Origin of the sequence: Gordonia asplenii (genome assembly GCF_012933505.1) — a bacterium.
GTDB lineage: Bacteria > Actinomycetota > Actinomycetes > Mycobacteriales > Mycobacteriaceae > Gordonia > Gordonia asplenii.
Genome location: NZ_JABBNB010000001.1, coordinates 365,874 through 384,968, shown reverse-complemented (window position 1 = coordinate 384,968; position 19,095 = coordinate 365,874). Strand labels below are relative to the sequence as shown.

Here is a 19,095-nt window from a genome sequence, read left to right as displayed (position 1 = left end):
TTCCGCGAACCCTCCTCGTTGAGCAGTTAAGAACGCACACGATGGAGGAGGCCGTATGTCTCGCACGTCCGTTAGCCCAGCCCCGACCGCTCAGCACACCAAGCGACCGGCGATGACCGAACAAGATCTCGACGCTCAGTCCCCCTCCGCCGATCTGGTACGCGTGTACCTCAATGGCATCGGCCGTACCGCCCTGCTCAACGCCGAGCAAGAAGTCGAACTGGCCAAGCAGATCGAGATCGGTTTGTACGCGAGCCACGTGCTGGCCACCCGCAAGCGGCTGTCGGCGGTCAAGAAGCAGGATCTCGCGCAGATCGTCCGCGAAGGCGAGACGGCCCGGGCCCACCTGCTCGAGGCGAACCTGCGCCTGGTGGTGTCGCTGGCCAAGCGCTACACCGGTCGTGGCATGCCGCTGCTCGACCTGATCCAGGAGGGCAACCTGGGTCTGATCCGCGCGATGGAGAAGTTCGACTACGCCAAGGGCTTCAAGTTCTCCACGTATGCCACCTGGTGGATCCGCCAGGCGATCACCCGCGGAATGGCCGACCAATCACGCACCATCCGGCTGCCCGTGCATCTGGTCGAGCAAGTCAACAAGCTGGCCCGCATCAAGCGCGAGCTGCATCAGCAGCTCGGCCGCGAGGCAACCGACGACGAGTTGGCTGAAGAGTCCGGCATCCCGGCGGAGAAGATCGCCGACCTGCTCGACCACAGTCGGGACCCGGTGAGCCTCGACATGCCGGTCGGCACCGACGAGGAGGCGCCGCTCGGCGACTTCATCGAGGACGCCGAGGCGACCTCAGCCGAGAACGCGGTCATCGCCGGGCTGCTGCATTCCGACGTACGCGCGGTCCTCGGCACGCTCGACGAGCGCGAGCAGCAAGTCATCCGCATGCGTTTCGGGCTCGACGACGGCCAGCCCCGCACCCTCGATCAGATCGGTCGCCTGTTCGGCCTCTCGCGCGAACGGGTCCGTCAGATCGAGCGCGAGGTGATGGTCAAGCTGCGCCAGGGCGATCGCGCCGAACGGCTGCGCGCCTACGCCAGCTAGATCTCACCCCAGCCGTCTCGGTCCGGTGTCCACGGGGTTGGGCACCGGGCCGATTCGTATCTGCGCCGACACCACTTCGGCGCCGTCGGCGGAGGCGAGGATCTCGTCACAGCTGACCTCGCGGACTTCGGGGATGTCGTCGACGAAGCTCGAGATCCGTTGCAGCAGTTCCACCAGGGCGTCTTGATCGACGGCGGGTCCACCGAGATACCCGGTCAGCAGCGGTGCGGAACGCGGCGTCGCGATCAGTTCGCGAGCGTCGACGTCGGACAGCGGCACAGCGCGGTAGGCGAGGTCGCCGAGCAGTTCGAAGGTCGGCCCCGACAGCCCGAACGAGATGACCGGCCCGAATGCCGGGTCGTCGGCCGCCCGGATGGCGGTGCCCACGCCCTTGTGGGCCATTTTCTGCACCTGTAGCGTCGTGTCGCCGGTCAGTTCGGTCAGTTCGGCGAATGCCGTGACCACCGTCGTCGCATCGGGGAGGTCTAGGCGGGCGCCTTCACGGTCCATCCGGCCACGCCATTGCCGCGACGTCGCCTTCACCGCGACCGGGAAGCCCAGCTCGCGGGCGGCAGCGGACGCCTCGTGCATCGACGTCACTTCGCGGAACGGCACCACGATGATTCCGTAGTACGCGAGCAGCGTCGCCGACGTCGTCTCGTCGAGGGTGATCGTCTCCCCCGATTCGGGCAGGCGCGAAAGGATCAGGGTGCGCGCGGATTCCGGGTCGATTCCGTCGGGCCGGATCACTTCCCCTTCGGGGCGCGCCCGCCAGCGCGAATACTGCACCGCCCGCGACAGCGCCTTCGCGGCGCGCTCCGGGCTGGAGTACGACGGGATCGACCCGCGCATCGGAATGCCCTGGGCGGACAGTACCGACAGAGCCGGCAGAATGCCTTCTTCGCCCAGGAACGTCGAGACGATCGTCTTGTCGCTACCGGCGCTGGCCTCCAGAAGCGCGCGGGCGTGCGCGGCGCCGCTCACCGCGACGGGTGGCACGAATACGACGATGATCGCGTCGACGTCGTCGTCGTGGACCGCCTCGGTGATGGCCGCGACGAACTCGGCCGGCTCGCCGCCGGGCCCGATGTCGATGACGTCGCGCGCGTCGAGGCTCGAATTGCGCGCGACGTCGGCGGCGAGGCTGCCCAGCGCGCTGGAGTTGCCGATGACCCGCGCGCGATGCCCCTTGGGCAGTGGCTGGTAGGCGAGGACGGCCGCGGCGTCGAACAACTCGGCGATGCTGTCGACCTGGATCACGCCGGCCTGCTGCAGCACCATCTGGGCGATGCGGTCGTCGACGGCGTCGAGATTGCGCACCGCGCGGACCTGGCTGAGGGCACTTCGGCCCGTCTTCACCGCGACGATCGGTTTGGACCGCGACACCCGCTGGGCGATCCGAGAGAATTTGCGGGGGTTACCGAAGCTCTCCAGGTACAGCAGGACCACTTCGGTGGCGTCGTCGGAGTCCCAGTACTGCAGCAGGTCGTTGCCGGAGACGTCGGCGCGGTTGCCCGCGGAGACGAACGTCGACAGACCGAGTCCACGCCGGGCCGCGGTGTCGAGGATCGCGATACCGAGTGCACCGGACTGGCAGAAGAATCCGACCGTGCCCTCCGCGGGGATGCGGGGGGCCAATGTCGCGTTCAGCGACACCCCGTGGTCGTTGTTGGCCACGCCCAGTGCGTTGGGCCCGACCAGCCGCATGCCGTGTTCACGGACCTGTGCGACCATCTGCCGCTCGCCGCTCTCACTGAAGCCGCCGGACACGACGACGAGTGTCCGCACGCCTTTGGCGAGACAGTCGTCGAGCACGGCGGCGACGAGGTCGGCGGGTACCGCGACCACCGCGAGGTCGACCGGGTCGGGGATGTCGCGGACCGTCGGGTAGGCGCGGATGCCGCGCACCGACGTCGGGCGCGGGATGCTGTCGTGGCCGGATTTGCGGTTCGACGCCGTGCCGGTCTGCGGTTCACCGGATTCTTCGGGAGCGTCGTGGCCGGGGCCGTTGACCGGGTAGATGGGACCGGTGAAGCCGCCGAGGGCGATGTTGGCGAGCAGGACGTGACCGACCTTGCCGGGATCGGTCGACGCTCCGATGACTGCGACCGACCGGGGACGCAGGAGATTGGCGACGCTGCGCGCCTCCGACGCCCGTTCACGGGCGTTGCGCACCGACTGCTGCGCCTCGGTCGGGTCGATGAGGAATTCGACGTGCACGGTCGACCCGTCGAAGCTGCGGCTCAGTTGATAGCCGGCGTCGCGGAACACCACGACCATGTTCGGATTCTCGCTGAGCACCTCCGCCTCGAACCGGGTGATGCCGTTCTCCGCGGCGGCACCGGCGAGGTGTTCGAGCAGGATCGGGCCCAGTCCCCGGCCCTGATGCTCGTCGGCGACGACGAACGCCACCTCGGCCGACTCCGGTTTCCCCGAGTCGGCGAGTCCCTCGTAGATGCCGATCGCGATGATCTCTCCACCCAACTCGGCGACCAAAGCGACGCGGTTGTGATGATCGACGGTGGTCATGCGCGCGATCTCACGCGGCGACAGCGTGGGTGTCGGACCGAAATACCGCAGGTAGCGGGTCCGCTCGGACAGTTTGCCGTGAAATTCGACGATGCGGTCCGCGTCGTCGGGGACGATCGGGCGCAGGTGTACGACGCCACCGTCGGACGCGAGCACATCGGCGATCCAGTGCCGGGGATAGTGCCAGGCCTGCCGGATCGCCGGGGTGACCGAATCGTCGGGGTGCGCACCGGTCGGTTGGCTGTCGGCCGCCTGACTGTCGTCGGGTTGACTGTCGGCCGCTTGGCTGTCGGAAGTTTGCTGCTCGGCGTTCTGCGACGTCGGGTCAGTCACGAGGATCCTCCGGGTCGAGTCCGTGCAGCGGGAACACCGCACGTCGGGTAGCCAGGATAGAACGGTCAGTCTGTGCTTGCGCCTTCTCGGTGATGCCCTCGGGCGGCACCTGCCCGGTGTCGCCGTCCCATGCGACGTAATTCACGTCGCCGCCGTCGGACATGGTGGTCTCCGGCGGGCGGGAGTAATCCGAATGGACCTGCGCCGCAATGGTTCGCGCACCGTCGAGCCATTCGTCACCGATGAGCGTCGACGGATCGACGCTGCGGCCCAGGGTCGCCGCGATCAGGTGCGTCCAGATACGCGGTACGACGTTGATCACGCCGTAACCGCCGCCGCCGACGGTCAGCCAACGGCCGTCGCAGTAGCGGTCGGCGAGGTCGCGCATCGCGTAGATGGCGGCGCGCTGGCCGTCGACGGTCAGCGACAGATCGGTCAGCGGGTCGGCCCGGTGACTGTCGGCGCCACATTGGCTGATCAGGATCTGCGGCTTGAAGGCCTCCATCATCGACGGCACGACGCTGTGGAATGACCTGAGCCACAAGCGATCTGTCACACCGGGCATCAGCGGCAGGTTGACCGACGCACCGGCCGCCGCACCGTCGCCGACCTCCGTGGACCACCCGGTGCCCGGCCACAGTGTGGCCGGATGCTGATGCAACGACACTGTCATCACCCGGGGATCGTCGATGAACTCGAGTTGAACGCCGTCCCCGTGGTGTGCGTCGATGTCGATGTAGGCGATCCGGTCGAAGCCGTTGGCGAGCAGCCATTTGATGGCCACCGAACAGTCGTTGTAGACGCAGAACCCGGCGGCACGGGCCGGCATCGCGTGGTGCATGCCACCGCCGATGTTGACCGCTCGGCGCACCGAGCCGCTCGCGATGGCCTGCGCCGCCGCGACTGTCCCGCCGACCAGCAGCCGAGATGCCTCGTGCATTCCGTCGAAGATCGGATTGTCGGCGTCACCGAGGCCGAACAGCCGCTCCAGGAGCGGACCCGACAACGATGCGGTCCCCGACCCGACGGCCCGCACGGCATTGATGTAGTCGGCGGTGTGTACGACCTTGAGCGCGTCGTCGTCGAGTTCGAGTGGGGGGATCGGGTCGACGTCGTCGAAGACGCCGAGGCTCTGCGCTAGCGACACGGTCAGCGCGAGGCGGACCGGATTCATCGGGTGGGTGTGCGCCCATTTGTAGCTGAGGTAGCCCTCGCTCCAGATGACGGCGGCCTCGTCCGCGCCCGGCCCGGGGCTCTGCTCACTGCCGACTGAATCTGCCACGGACATCACACTAGTGTCTGACGCCGACACCGCGACGACGCGAGCCCAGATTGCCCGGAGCCACCATCGCGCGCGCAACGGTGAATGTCGGCACAGGTTGTATCCTGGAAGCTCACAGCGGGCCACGAAAGGGAACTGGGGCGACGTGAACGACTTGGTCGACACCACCGAAATGTATTTGCGCACAATCTACGACCTCGAGGAAGAGGGAATTGTCCCATTGCGCGCACGCATCGCGGAGCGGCTCGAGCAGAGTGGTCCCACGGTGTCGCAGACGGTAGCCCGGATGGAGCGTGACGGATTGCTGCACGTCGCGGGCGACCGCCAGCTGGAACTGACCCCCAAGGGCCGCGAACTGGCCATCTCCGTGATGCGCAAGCATCGCCTCGCCGAGCGGCTGCTCGTCGACGTGATCGGCCTGCCGTGGGACGAGGTCCACGACGAGGCGTGCCGCTGGGAGCACGTCATGAGCGAGAGCGTCGAGCGCCGCCTGGTCAATGTGCTGGACAATCCCACCACCTCGCCGTACGGCAACCCGATTCCCGGCCTCGAACTGCTCGGCGCCGAACCGGCCGCCGTCGCCGATTCGGCCTGCCGCGTCTCCGACCTTCCGCAGGGCGACGCCGTCGCCGTCGTCGTACGTCGACTCTCCGAGCACGCCCAGTCCGATCCGGAACTGATCACGAACCTCCGCGAGGCGGGCGTGGTGCCCAATGCGCGCGTCACGGTGACCGGCTCGCCGCGGTCGTACACGATCAACACCCCCGGTCACGAGGGGCTGATGCTCTCGACCGAGATGGCGCATTCGATCTTCGTGGAAAAGGTGTGAGCCTGCTCATGCGCTCTTGAGCGTCGGCTCGGGCATCGTCACGCCCAAGTCATGCGCCGTGCGGTAGGAGTCGGCGACCACGTCCCACAGCAGGCTCGGTCGCACGCCCGCGCGCAACGCTCGGTCGAGCAAGACCGCGAACGACCATTCGCGGTCCGCGCCGAGCGCGACGTCGAGGGCGACGCCGGCGAACGCGCCCTCGCCGGCGATGTAGTGCAGGTGGGCCAGCATCGTCGCCGCGCTGGCGCGACCGCTGCCCCGCAGAACCCTGGTCAGTTCTCGCCACATCCGTTCGGCGGGATCGCGCAGCTCGGTGATCGACACGGCCAGCAGGGCATCTCGAACCGTGAGATCGGTGAGTGCCCGGTACCAGGTTCCCAGTGCGGCACAAGGGATTTCGACGCCGGAGGTGCGCGAGCCGGCGGCCAGCGTTCGCAGAGCGTCGAAGGCGAAGCTCAACAGGTCGCCCTGTTCCTCACGGGTGAGCTTCCCGTGCGCGCGCAGCCGATCGGTCGAGCAGCTCGGGTCGGTGCAGTGTCGCGTCTCGGCGAGCATCTCCCCCATCATCGCGCGCTTGCGAAGTACCGGCCGCCCGCGCCGTACCGCCCGGTCGAGTGCCGTCGGCGACGACGTCGGGTCGGCGAGCACTCCCCCGGCCGGTGAGGCCGCGAGGATCCTCGACGCGGGTCCCGGCAGCACGGTGTGCCAGTGCTCGCCCGTCGCGTAGGTGCTGGTGGCGTAGGCGGCGGCGAGCCCTCCGTAGTCGTCGAAGAGTCCGGAGATCCGCTCGACGAGTTCGGCGACCTGCGGCGAATCCGGCGGGTAGCGGTCGTCGATGATGATCGCCACGACCACCGCGGCGTCGTACTCGAGCAGAAGTGTCGCCAGGTTGTCGACGACGCCGAGGAATTCCGGCCGCGGTGCGCCCGCGGCGTCGAGCACGATGTCCTGGCGCATCGTGGAATTGACCGAGCCGTCCTCGTCGAAGGCGACGAGGACCAGCGATCGCTCCGGGATGAAGCCGATCAGCCCGCCGACGGCGTTGAGCAAGACCCGCGCTTGTAGGGCCCCGGTGGTGTGGTGTGTAGTCATGAACCCATCGTCGGGCGCCGATTCGATTGTGCAAGAGGGCAATTCACAGCGTCGGCGTGTCGTCCACAGTGAGCGCCGTCGTCCACAGATCGACCTGCGACGATGCGTGGAGCCGACGATCCACTAGCGGCCCCGACCGAACGCCGAGGTCACCGCTTTGCCGAAGAGCGCGTCGAGGTCGGCGGTCTGCTGATCGGCGACCAGTTGCGGGTCGGCGCCTGCGGCCGCCGACGTCGCCAGCCCTCGATACACCACGTACACGCGAACGCCCTCGCGCTGTGCCAGATAGCTTTTCGACGCCACACCGAACGCATTGTCACCGGTGCCGCCCGGTCCTGAGCCGCCGGTGGTCTGCGTCGCGGCGATGCCCAGGGTCGACACATCCGACACCGGCGACGTCGGGGCCGGGGTGAGGACCTGCCGCACCGTCGACCGGGCCCCCGCGACATTGGTCCGCACAAACGACTTACACCGCGCCACTTGGCTTTCCACCGCCGACAGCGGTGTCGCCACCCGTGTCGCCAAAACCGTGAGGGTACCCGGAAGGTCCGACGCCGCGGGCAGTTGCGCCACCAGTCCCGCACTGTCCGCCGGATTCGACGACAACGCCGCGGGCGCGCACGTCGACGGTTCGACGCTCCCCCCGGGCGCGTCCCCGACGACGTCGGCGATCACCGCGGCCAATCCCGCACCCGTTACCGGGGTGGCGCTGACGCCGGTCGGGAAGTCGGCGGCCGGCGGCAACCGCACGGAGACGTCGGGCTGCGACGTCCCGTTCACGCTGCACGCCGCTACGGCGACGGAAACCGACAACACGGTCAGCAGGCTCAGCGCGGCTCGGCGTCGTCGAATCGTCACAGCCCTCGAGTCTGCCAGCAATGGGTGCGCGGACCGGGAATCACCCGCCCCTTCGGTGCGTTGCACCCAAGCGATACACCGTAATTCGGTGCGAAACATCGACTCGACGCCGTGCAGACCATTCGACTGGGTGAATCGATTCGCCTAGTCGGGCCGTCGTGAGGGACAATGGTCACTTCACCGGTCAGCACGCTCGAGAACAGGAGGCACGAAGATGGACGAGAACCAGGAGCGCAGTTCGCTCTACGAGTTGGAATTCCCTGCGCCGCAGATGTCCGGTTCCGCCGACCGCGGGCCCGTGTTGATTCACGCCCTGGAAGGCTTCGCCGACGCCGGGCATGCGATCGCGCTGGCCGCCGAACACCTGCGCAACAGCCTCGACTCCGAACTCGTCGCCACGTTCAACACCGACGAGCTCATCGACTACCGCTCGCGGCGACCCACCATGACGTTCTCCGGCGACGCGTTCACCTCGGTCGACATGCCGAAACTGACCATGCACGCCATCCGCGACACCGCTGGTGTCCCGTTTCTGCTGCTCTCCGGCGCGGAGCCGGATCTGCGCTGGGAGCAGTTCGTCGAAGCGGTCCGGCGCCTGACCGAGCAGTTCGGCGTGAACGACGTCATCGGTCTCAACGCCATCCCGATGGCGGTGCCGCACACTCGTCCCGCAACCATCACCGCGCACGGAGATCGTGAACAGATGGGCGACCTGCCGCGTTGGGGGTCGGAGATGAGGATCCCGGCGTCGGTGTCGATGCTGCTGGAGTTGCGGCTCACCGAGCACGGGTACCGCGGTTCGGGATTGTCGGCGCATGTGCCGCACTACTTGTCGCAGGCCAACTACCCGGGTGCCGCAGCGCGGCTGATCGAGACGGTCGGCGACGTGACCGGACTGAAACTGCCGGTCGCAGCGCTGGAGAACGCGGCCGCCGCGGTCCGCGAGCAGATCGACAACGAGGTGTCGGGCAACAGCGAGATCCAGTCGGTGGTGTCCGCACTGGAGTCGCAGTACGACAGCTTCCACGAGGCCGCGCAGACTCAGGCGTCGTTGCTGGCCGCCGACGAGCCGTTGCCCAGCGGCGACGAGCTCGGAGCCGAGCTGGAGAAGTTCCTCGCGCAGCACAACCGCGACCGAGAACAGGGCGATGCCGGTCCCACTGACATCTGACGACATCGACTTCGGCGACGACGAGTTCGACGAAGACCTGGCCTTCGACGATTTCACCGACTGGGCGCAGGAACGTGGCCTGCAGTTCTATCCCCACCAGGAAGAAGCACTGCTGGAACTGGTCGGCGACGCACATGTGATCTTGGCGACGCCGACCGGCTCGGGCAAGTCATTGGTGGCGACCGGCGCCATCTTCTTCGCGCTGCAGCGGGGGCGTCGAGCGTATTACACCGCACCCATCAAGGCGCTGGTCAGCGAGAAGTTCTTCGACCTGTGCGACGCCTTCGGTGCGGAGAACGTCGGATTGCTGACCGGCGACGCCTCGGTCAATTCCACCGCCTCGGTCATCTGCGCGACCGCCGAGGTGGTCGCCAACATCGCCCTGCGCGACGGGCCGATGTCGGATATCGGCTTGCTCGTCGCCGACGAGTTTCACTACTACGGCGACCGGGACCGCGGCTGGGCGTGGCAGGTACCGCTCATCGAGCTGCCCGACACCCAGTTCCTGCTGATGTCGGCGACGCTCGGCGACGTCAGCTTCTTCGTCGACGACCTGCAGCGTCGGACCAAGCGACCGACGGCGGCGGTCACCGGCGCCACCCGACCGGTCCCCCTCGAATACGACTACGCCCTCACACCCATCCACGAGACCATCGAGAAGCTCGTCGACGCCGGACGGTCGCCGGTGTACGTGGTGCACTTCACCCAGGCGTCGGCGGTCGAACGCGCGCAGGCGCTGATGTCGGCGAAGGTCGCCGACAAGGCCCACCGCGCACTCATCGCCGAAGCCATCGGCGACTTCCGCTTCGGCACCGGCTTCGGCGCGACGCTGAGCAAACTGCTGCGCGCCGGCATCGGAGTGCATCACGCGGGCATGCTGCCGCGCTACCGGCGGCTCGTCGAACGTCTTGCGCAACAGGGACTTCTGCGGGTGGTCGCGGGCACCGACACCCTCGGCGTCGGGATCAACGTGCCGATCCGTACCGTGCTGTTCGCCGGGTTGTCGAAATACGACGGCACCAAGGTGCGGCGGCTGCAGGCGCGGGAGTTCCACCAGATCGCCGGGCGGGCCGGGCGCGCGGGGTTCGACACCGTCGGGTACGTCGTCGCGCAGGCCCCCGAACACGACGTCGAGAACGCACGTTTGGTCGCCAAGGCCGGCGCCGATCCGAAGAAGATGCGCAAGGTGGTGCGGCGCAAGCCGCCGGAGGGCTTCGTGTCGTGGGGCGAGCAGACCTTCGTCACCCTCACCACCGCCCCCAACGAGCCGCTGCGCTCGCATTTCCACATGACGATGGCGATGCTCATGGAGGTCCTCGCCCGCCCCGGCGACTGCTTCGACGCGTTGCGGCATCTGCTGGAGACCAATCACGAGACCCGCGCCCGGCAGCTCAAACACATCAAGCACACCATCACCCTCTACCGTGACCTGCGTGATTCGGGCATCGTCGTCCAGCTCGACGAACCCGACTCGTGGGGCAAGAACGTCGCACTGTCGGTGGACATGCCGGAGAATTTCGCGCTCACCAACCCGCTGTCGGCGTTCGCGCTGGCCGCCTTCGACCTGCTCGACGCCGACTCCTCGACCTATCATCTCGACGTTCTGTCAGTCGTCGAAGCGACCCTCGACGATCCGCGCCAGGTGCTGCTCGCCCAGCGCAAAGTCGCCCGCGACGTCGCGATCGCCGAGATGAAGGCCGACGGCATCGAGTACGAGGAGCGGATGGCGCGGCTGGAGGAGATCACCTGGCCGCAACCGCTGCTCGACGAGATCACCTTCGCCTTCGGGGTGTACCGCACCGGACACCCGTGGGTGCGGTCGTTCCCGCCGTCGCCGAAGTCGGTGTCCCGGGAGATCCTGGAGCACTCGAAGACCTTCAACGAATTCGTCTCCGAATACGGGCTGGCCCGCAGCGAGGGAGTGCTGCTGCGCTACCTCACCGACACCTATCGAGTCCTGCGGTCCGGGTTGCCGCAGAGCGTCGCCACCGACGACGTCGTTGCGCTGACGGAGCGACTCGGCGAAATGGTCCGCGAGGTCGACTCGTCGCTGCTCGACGAGTGGGAAGAACTGACCGCGGCAGGCGAGTCCGCGGAATAAGTCGACCCGCGCCGAACGTTTCGGACCGTATGGCACTTCACGGAGAATACGCACCGAGCACATCGGACTGGGCACGCAAACAGGCGGAGACCATCGAGGAGTCCGGCGGGACCGAAGGCACGTCGATGAACGGCATCGACGTCGTCGTCTTGACCACCCTCGGGGCCAAGTCCGGCAAGCTGCGCAAGACGCCGCTGATCCGCGTCGAACACGACGGCGAGTACCTCGCCGTCGCATCGCTCGGCGGCGCGCCCAACAATCCGCAGTGGTACCACAACGTCGTCGCCCATCCCGAGGTGGATCTGCGCGACGGCGAACGAGTCCACAGCTATACCGCGCGGGAACTGTCGGGCGCGGAACGCTCGACGTGGTGGGACCGCGCGGTCGACGCTTTCCCGAACTACGCCGAGTATCAGACCCGGACGAGTCGGGTCATCCCGATCTTCCTGCTGACCCCGAACTCGTAGTCGCGCCGGCCGCTCAGCCCAGCGCGTCGGCGAAGCGCTGGGCCAGTTCGCCGACCTGCTCGGTGGTCATCACGAAGGTCGGCGACACCTGCAGGGCACCCTGGCCGGCGGCGCGGGTCACGACGCCGTTGGCACGTAGTTTGAGCACCGCGGCGGGTGCGGTCGCCGGATCGGCGAGCTGCACGGCGGCGACCGCGCCGAGGCCCACGCGCACCTCGCTGACCACGTCGAGGTCGGCGAGCGGCGCGAACGCCGACGCCAGGTCGCCTTCGAGGCGCGATGCCTCGCCCAGCAGTCCCTCGCGCTCGATGATGTCGAGGTTGGCCATCGCCGCGGCGGCCGCTCCGGCGTGGCCGCCGTAGGTGTAGCCGTGCCGGAACCAGACACCGCCGCCGTGGAACGGCTCGGCGATGCGCGGCGCGATGAACACCGCACCCATCGGCACGTAGCCCGACGTCAGGCCCTTGGCAGTGGTGACCATGTCCGGTTCGAGCCCGAAACGTGAACTGGCGAACCATGATTCGCCGCCGATGCGGCCGAAACCGGTGACCACTTCGTCGGCGACGAACAGTACGTCGTTGTCGCGGCAGATCGCGCGCACCTCTTCGAGGTAGCCCTCCGGCGGGAGGTACACGCCGCCCGCGCCGATGATCGGCTCGCAGAAGAATGCGGCGATGCGCTCGGCGCCCACACGCTCGATCAGACCGAGCAGGCTCTTGGCGTCATCCCAGTCGACGGTCTGGGTGTCGGGCAGGAATTCGCCGTAGCCGTCGTGGTTGGCCGGGATGCCGGCCAGGGACGTCCCTCCGATGTGCATGCCGTGGTAGGCCTTCGACCGGCCGACCAGGAAGGTCTTCTCCGGCTTGCCGACTTCCCGCCAGTAGCGCCGGGCCAGTTTCGCCGCGGTTTCCACCGAGTCGCTGCCGCCGGAGGTGAAGAACAGCTTGCTGCCGGCGACCGGCGCGATCTCCGACAGTCGGTTGGCCAAGTCGACGGTGACGTCGGCGGTCAAGTCGCCGAAGCCCGAGTAGTGAGCCAATTTGCCGAGCTGAGCGGCGACGGCGTCGGCGACCTCGGCACGGCCGTGCCCGATGTTGGTGAACCACAGGCCCGCCGTCGCGTCGAGGTACTGGTTGCCGTCGGTGTCGAACACGTGGGCGCCGTCGCCCCGGGCGATCACAAACGGACCGGCCGCGTTGACCGCCCCCATGTCAGCAAAACCGTGCCACAACGCATTAGTCATGGCCACCATCATGCCTTCACCAGTCCCAACGGCCACCGGCTGCCCCCGAAATCTCCTCGACCGCCCGGGTAAACTGAGCGGTGACATGCCATCATCGGAAACCGAAGCCGCCGCCGTACCGATCGCCCCCGCGGAAATCGCCGCTTACCGGCAGGCGCTCAACGAGCTCACCCTGATCGACGCACACCGCCTGCACGGTCGGCTGGATCTCTTCACCGGCCGCGGACGCGGAACCGGTCGTCGCGGTCGCGGTCGCAGCGCCAAGCCGCCGACCTGGGAATCGCTGACCGCCGACCTCGCGAAAGCACGCACTCGGGCCCTTCGGCGCGCCGCCGCGGTGCCCGTGCTGACCTACCCCGACGACCTGCCGGTCAGCGCCGCCCGCGAGAAGATCGCGGCGGCGATCGCCGAGCATCAGGTCGTCGTGGTCGCCGGTGAGACCGGCTCGGGTAAGACGACGCAACTACCGAAGATCTGTCTGGAACTCGGCCGCGGCGTCCGCGGTGCGATCGGGCACACCCAGCCGCGGCGCATCGCCGCGAGCTCGGTCGCCGCCCGCATCGCCGACGAGACCTCGACCGAGCTCGGCGACGCCGTCGGCTACTCGGTGCGTTTCGCCGACAAGACCGGCGCCGACACGCTCGTCAAAGTGATGACCGACGGAATTCTGCTGCGCGAGATCGCCACCGACCCGATGCTGCGCGCCTACGACACCCTGATCATCGACGAGGCCCACGAACGCAGCCTCAACATCGACTTCATTCTGGGCTTTCTCAAACAACTGCTCCCCCGACGCCGGGATCTGAAGGTGATCATCACCTCCGCCACGATCGAACCCGACCGTTTCGCTCGCCATTTCGCCGACGAGGCCGACCCCGACGTCCCTATCCTCGAAGTGTCCGGGCGCGCCTACCCCGTCGAGATGCGCTATCGCCCCTGGGGAGCCGCGGGCGACGCCAACGAGATCGACACCGACAACGACCACGCCGACCTCGACCAGATCGGGGCGATCGACGCGGCGGTCGGCGAATTGTGGTCCGGGAGCGGGCCGAATGGTACCGGCGCCGGGAGCGCAGCGAGCGGGCCGAATGGCACCGGCGGTGGTGACATCCTGATCTTCCTGCCCACCGAGCGGGACATCCGTGATACCGCTGACGCTCTCAGGCATCGGGCCAACAAGGGTGCCCAGATCGTTCCGCTGTTCGCGCGGCTGTCCAACGCCGAGCAGCGCCGGGTGTTCACACCGTCGGACGGTCGTCGAATCGTGTTGGCCACCAACGTCGCCGAGACCTCGCTGACCGTCCCCGGTATCCGCTATGTCATCGACACCGGAACCGCCCGCGTCGCACGGTATTCCACTCGCACCAAGGTCAATCGTCTTCCGATCGAACCGATTTCGCAGGCCGGCGCCCGACAGCGCGCGGGCCGCTGCGGACGGGTGGCACCGGGCGTGTGCATTCGCCTCTACAGCGAAGAGGACTTCGACGCGCGCCCCGAGTTCACCGACCCGGAGATCCTGCGCACCAACCTCGCCGGCGTCATCCTGTCCATGCTGTCGCTGCGCCTCGGCGACATCGCTGCCTTCCCGTTCGTGCAGGCCCCCGGCGAGCGCGCCATCCGCGACGGTATCGCCGTCCTGCACGAACTGGGCGCGCTCGAGCCGACCCCGAAGGACGGGAAAGGCGGTGGCACACCGCGATTGACGCGAGTGGGCCGCGAATTGGCGACCCTCCCGGTGGATCCGCGGCTGGGCCGGATGCTGGTCGAAGCCCATCATCTCGGCTGCCTCGACCACGTCCTCATCATCGCCGCGGCCCTCTCGTTGCCCGACGTCCGCGAACGGCCCGCCGAGCATCGGCAGGCCGCCGACGAGTCACACAAACGATTCGACGTCCCCGGCTCCGACTTCCTGTCCTATCTCCAACTGTGGGACTACCTCGAAGAGCAGCGAACGACGTTGTCGGGCAGCAAGTTCCGGCGCACCTGTGAGCGGGAGTTCCTGCACTGGGTCCGCATTCGGGAATGGCGCGACCTGCATCGGCAGCTCACGTCCCTCGTCGCCGACCTCAAGTGGTCGACGCAGACCACTCGGCGTGACGACGATGCGATCCACCGCTCGATCCTGTCCGGACTGTTGTCGAACATCGCTGCGCGCAACGGTGATTCCCGCGAGTACACCGGTGCGCGCAATACGACGCTGATGATCTTTCCGGGCTCGGCGCAGTCGAAGAAGTCGCCGCCGTTCCTGATGGCCGCCGAAATGCTGGAGACGTCGCGGCTGTTCGCGCACACGGTCGCCCGTGTCGACCCACTGTGGGCGGAGAGACTCGCCGGCGACCTCGTCAAACGCGTGTACAGCGAGCCGCATTGGTCGTCGAAACGGGGCTCGACGATGGCCCACGAACGCGTAACGCTCTACGGGGTGCCCCTCGTCGCGTCGCGGCGGGTCACCTACACCGCGATCGACCCCGAGTTGTGTCGGGAGATGTTCATCCGGCATGCACTGGTCGAGGGAGACTGGCGCACCGAGCACAAGTTCTTCACCCACAATCGGGCCCTGCTCGACGACGCCGCCGACATCGAACATCGGGCCCGGCGCGCCGACCTGACGATCACCGATGATCAGCTGTTCGAGTTCTACGACAAGCGGATTCCCGCCGAGGTGGTCTCCGCTCGGCACTTCGACACCTGGTGGCGCACGGCGCGGCGGGCCGATCCGGACATGCTCGACCTCACCGAGTCCGACGTCGTCGGGCACGACGACGCGCCCGTCTCGGCGACGGACTTCCCCGGCGCGTGGGCGCAGGGCACCCTCAAGCTGGATCTCGCGTACAAGTTCGCACCCGGCGACCCCGACGACGGTGTGAGCGTGGTGATTCCGGCCCCGCTGCTCAGCCACGTCCGCCCGGCCGGCTTCGACTGGTCGGTGCCGGGCATGCGCGCCGAGCTGGCCACCGAACTCGTCAAATCGCTGCCGAAAGCACTGCGCAAGTCGATGGCACCGGCGTCGCGCTTCGCCGACGCCGCCCTCGCACGTCTGAAACCGCGATCCGAACCGCTCACCCGGGGCCTCGCCCGGGAACTCTCCGCGCTGACCGGATTGACCATCGCACCAAGCGATTTCGATGTCGACGCCGTGCCCGCGCATCTGCGGATGAACTTCCGCGTCATCGACGCCGCCGGTGCCACGGTCGCGTCGGGCAAGTCGCTGACCGCGCTGCAAGCGCGTGGTGGGCGCGCCGCGTCCGGGGGCGGTGCGGGCAAGGCCGCCGTCGCGCGGGAATGGACGGCGGACACCTTCGGGACTTTGCCGGCGGAGAAGACGGAAACCGTTGCCGGACAGCAGGTTACCCGCTATCCGACCCTTCGGGTCGTGGATGGCGGGGTCACCCGCGCGCTTGCCGCCAACCCTGCCCAGGCGAATCGGATGCGGCATACCGCCGTCTGCGCACTGCTCGCCGCCGCGCTGCCCAACCTTCCCGTCCGGATCACCCGGACCCTTGATCCCGCGGGCACGCTGGCGCTGAGCCAAAGCCCTTATCCGACAAGCGAAGCACTGCTCGCCGACTGCACGGTGCGGGCCGTCGGCGAGTGCGTCACCGCGTCGATGACCGGCGCGGTGCGCTCGCCCGAACAATTCGACGCCCTGCGCGTCTCCGTCTCGGCGCCGGTCGCCGAGAAGTCGGTGGAGGTGTTCGACGCCGCGGTCGACGCGTTGCGGGAGGTCGCTCCGCTACGGCGCGAGATCGACGAGAACTCCGGATCGGCCGCGGCCGACGACGTCGCCGAGCAATTGCACAACCTGATCTACGCGGGTTTCGTCGGCTCGACGAGTCTTGTTCACCTGCAATCGATTCCGCGGTATCTACAGGCCGCGCGCACGCGTCTGGAGCAGGTGGCACTCGCACCGGACCGCGACGCCGCGGGGCTCGGTGTGATCGACCGCGTCGTCGAGGCGTGGAACCAGCGGCTCGCGCAACTACCCGCGGGGCGTCGGGATTCGTTCAACGACATGGCCACGTGGCTCGTCGAGGAATTGCGGGTCGGCATCTTCGCGCAGCGGTTGGGTACCGCTTTCCCGGTGTCGGAGAAGCGGATTCGGCGCTCGTTCGACGAGTTCAGGTGACCGGCGCGTCGGCCGTCTCCGGCTGCTGTCCGACGTGCTGGCGCAGGTCGTCGATCTCACGCTGGAAGTCGGCGAGCGACTCGAAGGAGCGGTACACCGACGCGAACCTGAGATAGGCCACCTCGTCGAGCGTGCGTAGCGGCCCGAGGATCGCCAATCCCACTTCGTTGCTGGGAACTTCGGCGGTTCCGGTGGCCCGCACCGCCTCCTCGACCTGCTGAGCGAGCAACGCCAGATCGTCTTCGGCGACGTCGCGCCCTTGACACGCACGCCGGACGCCGCGCATGACCTTCTCACGACTGAACGGCTCGGTCACGCCGTTGCGTTTGACCACCGCCAGCACGGCACTCTCCACCGTGGAGAAACGGCGACCGCAGGCGGCGCACGAACGCCGGCGTCGGATCGCCTGCCCCTCGTCGGCGACCCTGGAATCGACGACCTTCGTGTCGTCGTGTTTGCAGAAGGGGCAGCGCATACCTAAAAGAGTAACTGCCGAGCATCGGATGGACCTCAAGAGCGGCGCCTTTGTCCCGCTCGGGCAACGGTGCGCATCGCTCAGTACACCGGGGTCACGAGCGCCTGCCCGACCCGCAGCGCGGACGCGTGCAGGTGGTTGAGCTCGACGATTTCGGCGATGACCGCCTGCGCGGGAATCTGCGGGGCCACCCGGACGGCCACCGAGTTCAGCGACTCGCCTGCGCGCACGTGGACGACCGCGGTCGACGTCGGCTCCGGCGCGGTGGCCGCCGCGTAATCGTTGCCGACGATCGCGAAGAACCAGACGAAGCCGCCCAGCGCCGCACCGACCAGGACACCCGCGACGCCACGACGCCGGCGATACACCGCGGTCTGCGCCTTGGGAGTCACCCGCACGCGCACCGTCTGCGTGCCGGCGCATCGCGTTCCGGCCGGTCGGACGACGATCACCCGACGGTCGACCGGGCGCGCCGCCTCGCCCGGCGTGCGTCGAGGCGCCGGACGGACGGGAGCGGTGACCTCGACGCGGGGAGCGACTGCTGCGGTCATGGTGTCCTCCTAGGTGTACGAGCCTATGTTCGATGAACTTATGTTCGATTTCTAGCACGACCCACCGACAAAGTCTCGCGACATCTCGAACAAATGTTTGAAAGTCCAGCTCGGCTGGGCTATTTTGGTACCAGAGACCCCAGGAACCCCACACGCGGGAACTACCGTGGCGGCCGCGACACCAACAGAGAGGACACCAGTCGATGACTGATCAGGGACCGTCGGACGATTCCAACGGGCGCCGGGAGCCGGCGAGCGGGCCCGATTCGACCGCCGCACTCGACGAGAACCTGGTCGAATCCGTCGAGGCGACGCTCACCGCGCGCCAGCGCGCGGTACTGGAATTCATCCGCAAGTCGGTCCGCATGCGCGGCTATCCCCCGAGCATCCGCGAGATCGGTGATGCCGTCGGACTCACCTCGACCTCCTCGGTCGCCCACCAATTGCGCACACTCGAACGCAAGGGCCTCCTGCGCCGCGACCACAACCGTCCGCGCGCGGTCAACATCCAAGACAACGAGCCCGGCCCGTCGGGAGATTCACCCTTCGGCGGTGTCGCGACGATGCCCACGCCGACCTTCGTACCAGTTCTCGGACGCATCGCCGCAGGTGGCCCGATCCTCGCCGAGGAGGCCGTCGAAGACGTCTTCCCGCTCCCCCGTGAGCTCGTCGGAGACGGCGCACTGTTTCTGCTGCGGGTTGTCGGCGAGTCGATGATCGACGCCGCCATCTGCGACGGGGACTGGGTGGTGGTACGCCAACAGAACGTCGCCGAGAACGGCGACATCGTCGCAGCGATGATCGACGGCGAGGCCACCGTCAAGACCTTCAAACGCAAACGCGGTCACGTGTGGCTGATGCCGCACAACGTCATGTTCGAGCCGATCCCCGGTGACGACGCCACCATCCTCGGCAAGGTCGTCACGATCCTGCGCCGCGTCTAGGCGGCCGCCATCCCCAACGGCCCGGGTCCGACACCGAGAGACG

The 19,095-nt window shown here is 67.9% G+C and carries 14 protein-coding genes; 7 read left to right on the top strand and 7 right to left on the bottom strand.

Going from position 1 to position 19,095, the window contains the following annotated elements:
• Positions 1-55 precede the first annotated feature (55 nt).
• On the top strand, positions 56-1,051 hold the full coding sequence (locus HH308_RS01740; RefSeq protein WP_170192411.1) for a sigma-70 family RNA polymerase sigma factor: 996 nt from the start codon (positions 56-58) through the stop codon (positions 1,049-1,051).
• 3 nt (positions 1,052-1,054) lie between these two features.
• Here HH308_RS01740 and HH308_RS01735 read toward each other — a convergent pair whose 3' ends face one another.
• Both HH308_RS01735 and HH308_RS01730 read right to left on the bottom strand, forming a co-directional pair.
• Positions 1,055-3,778 (bottom strand): bifunctional acetate--CoA ligase family protein/GNAT family N-acetyltransferase, encoded by a 2,724-nt coding sequence (locus HH308_RS01735; RefSeq protein ID WP_170192579.1) that lies wholly within the window; start codon positions 3,776-3,778, stop codon positions 1,055-1,057.
• A 127-nt stretch (positions 3,779-3,905) separates the two neighbouring features.
• The gene (locus HH308_RS01730) at positions 3,906-5,201 is read right to left on the bottom strand and encodes an acetoin utilization protein AcuC (RefSeq protein ID WP_170192410.1); all 1,296 of its coding nucleotides are present in this window, start codon (positions 5,199-5,201) and stop codon (positions 3,906-3,908) included.
• A gap of 139 nt (positions 5,202-5,340) precedes the next feature.
• On the opposite strand from HH308_RS01730, the gene HH308_RS01725 reads away from it, so the two are divergent.
• On the top strand, positions 5,341-6,024 hold the full coding sequence (locus HH308_RS01725) for an iron-dependent transcriptional repressor DtxR (protein WP_170192409.1): 684 nt from the start codon (positions 5,341-5,343) through the stop codon (positions 6,022-6,024).
• 6 nt (positions 6,025-6,030) lie between these two features.
• Here HH308_RS01725 and HH308_RS01720 read toward each other — a convergent pair whose 3' ends face one another.
• Both HH308_RS01720 and HH308_RS01715 read right to left on the bottom strand, forming a co-directional pair.
• Complete coding sequence (locus HH308_RS01720) at positions 6,031-7,116, bottom strand: DUF4192 domain-containing protein (protein ID WP_170192408.1); 1,086 nt, start codon at positions 7,114-7,116, stop codon at positions 6,031-6,033.
• A gap of 123 nt (positions 7,117-7,239) precedes the next feature.
• A complete protein-coding gene (locus HH308_RS01715; protein ID WP_170192407.1) occupies positions 7,240-7,974 on the bottom strand; it encodes a hypothetical protein in 735 nt (244 codons plus the stop codon).
• A 214-nt stretch (positions 7,975-8,188) separates the two neighbouring features.
• On the opposite strand from HH308_RS01715, the gene HH308_RS01710 reads away from it, so the two are divergent.
• Genes HH308_RS01710 through HH308_RS01700 form a run of 3 tightly spaced genes read left to right on the top strand, consistent with a single transcriptional unit; the run spans position 8,189 to position 11,713 of the window.
• On the top strand, positions 8,189-9,145 hold the full coding sequence (locus tag HH308_RS01710; protein ID WP_170192406.1) for a PAC2 family protein: 957 nt from the start codon (positions 8,189-8,191) through the stop codon (positions 9,143-9,145).
• Complete coding sequence (locus tag HH308_RS01705) at positions 9,123-11,246, top strand: DEAD/DEAH box helicase (protein ID WP_170192405.1); 2,124 nt, start codon at positions 9,123-9,125, stop codon at positions 11,244-11,246. Before HH308_RS01710 ends, HH308_RS01705 begins: the two co-directional genes overlap by 23 nt.
• A gap of 29 nt (positions 11,247-11,275) precedes the next feature.
• Positions 11,276-11,713 carry a nitroreductase family deazaflavin-dependent oxidoreductase gene (locus tag HH308_RS01700; RefSeq protein ID WP_170192404.1) on the top strand — a complete coding sequence of 146 codons (438 nt, stop codon included), beginning with the start codon at positions 11,276-11,278 and terminating at the stop codon, positions 11,711-11,713.
• Positions 11,714-11,726: 13 nt separating this feature from the next.
• Here HH308_RS01700 and HH308_RS01695 read toward each other — a convergent pair whose 3' ends face one another.
• Entirely contained in the window at positions 11,727-12,956 is a 1,230-nt protein-coding gene (locus tag HH308_RS01695) for an aminotransferase family protein (RefSeq protein WP_246284070.1), read from the bottom strand.
• Positions 12,957-13,041: 85 nt separating this feature from the next.
• On the opposite strand from HH308_RS01695, the gene hrpA reads away from it, so the two are divergent.
• Positions 13,042-17,082: an ATP-dependent RNA helicase HrpA gene (gene hrpA / locus HH308_RS01690; protein ID WP_246284068.1), complete on the top strand. Its 4,041-nt coding sequence runs from the start codon at positions 13,042-13,044 to the stop codon at positions 17,080-17,082.
• Here hrpA and nrdR read toward each other — a convergent pair.
• On the bottom strand, positions 17,075-17,557 hold the full coding sequence (gene nrdR / locus HH308_RS01685) for a transcriptional regulator NrdR (protein WP_170192402.1): 483 nt from the start codon (positions 17,555-17,557) through the stop codon (positions 17,075-17,077). The two genes, hrpA and nrdR, sit on opposite strands and share 8 nt — an antisense overlap.
• Positions 17,558-17,637: 80 nt before the next feature.
• Complete coding sequence (locus tag HH308_RS29505; RefSeq protein WP_211188022.1) at positions 17,638-18,108, bottom strand: LysM peptidoglycan-binding domain-containing protein; 471 nt, start codon at positions 18,106-18,108, stop codon at positions 17,638-17,640.
• Positions 18,109-18,311: 203 nt separating this feature from the next.
• On the opposite strand from HH308_RS29505, the gene lexA reads away from it, so the two are divergent.
• On the top strand, positions 18,312-19,052 hold the full coding sequence (gene lexA, locus HH308_RS01675) for a transcriptional repressor LexA (protein WP_170192401.1): 741 nt from the start codon (positions 18,312-18,314) through the stop codon (positions 19,050-19,052).
• Positions 19,053-19,095 lie beyond the last annotated feature (43 nt).

What these genes read in the sequence shown, in the direction of transcription:
- HH308_RS01695 (WP_246284070.1), bottom strand. Translation starts at nt 12,956, where the DNA reads ATGACTAATGCGTTGTGGCACGGTTTTGCTGACATGGGGGCGGTCAAC.
- lexA (WP_170192401.1), top strand. Translation starts at nt 18,312, where the DNA reads ATGACTGATCAGGGACCGTCGGACGATTCCAACGGGCGCCGGGAGCCG.
- nrdR (WP_170192402.1), bottom strand. Translation starts at nt 17,557, where the DNA reads ATGCGCTGCCCCTTCTGCAAACACGACGACACGAAGGTCGTCGATTCC.
- HH308_RS01710 (WP_170192406.1), top strand. Translation starts at nt 8,189, where the DNA reads ATGGACGAGAACCAGGAGCGCAGTTCGCTCTACGAGTTGGAATTCCCT.
- HH308_RS01700 (WP_170192404.1), top strand. Translation starts at nt 11,276, where the DNA reads ATGGCACTTCACGGAGAATACGCACCGAGCACATCGGACTGGGCACGC.
- HH308_RS01740 (WP_170192411.1), top strand. Translation starts at nt 56, where the DNA reads ATGTCTCGCACGTCCGTTAGCCCAGCCCCGACCGCTCAGCACACCAAG.
- HH308_RS29505 (WP_211188022.1), bottom strand. Translation starts at nt 18,108, where the DNA reads ATGACCGCAGCAGTCGCTCCCCGCGTCGAGGTCACCGCTCCCGTCCGT.
- HH308_RS01720 (WP_170192408.1), bottom strand. Translation starts at nt 7,116, where the DNA reads ATGACTACACACCACACCACCGGGGCCCTACAAGCGCGGGTCTTGCTC.
- HH308_RS01705 (WP_170192405.1), top strand. Translation starts at nt 9,123, where the DNA reads ATGCCGGTCCCACTGACATCTGACGACATCGACTTCGGCGACGACGAG.
- HH308_RS01730 (WP_170192410.1), bottom strand. Translation starts at nt 5,201, where the DNA reads ATGTCCGTGGCAGATTCAGTCGGCAGTGAGCAGAGCCCCGGGCCGGGC.
- hrpA (WP_246284068.1), top strand. Translation starts at nt 13,042, where the DNA reads ATGCCATCATCGGAAACCGAAGCCGCCGCCGTACCGATCGCCCCCGCG.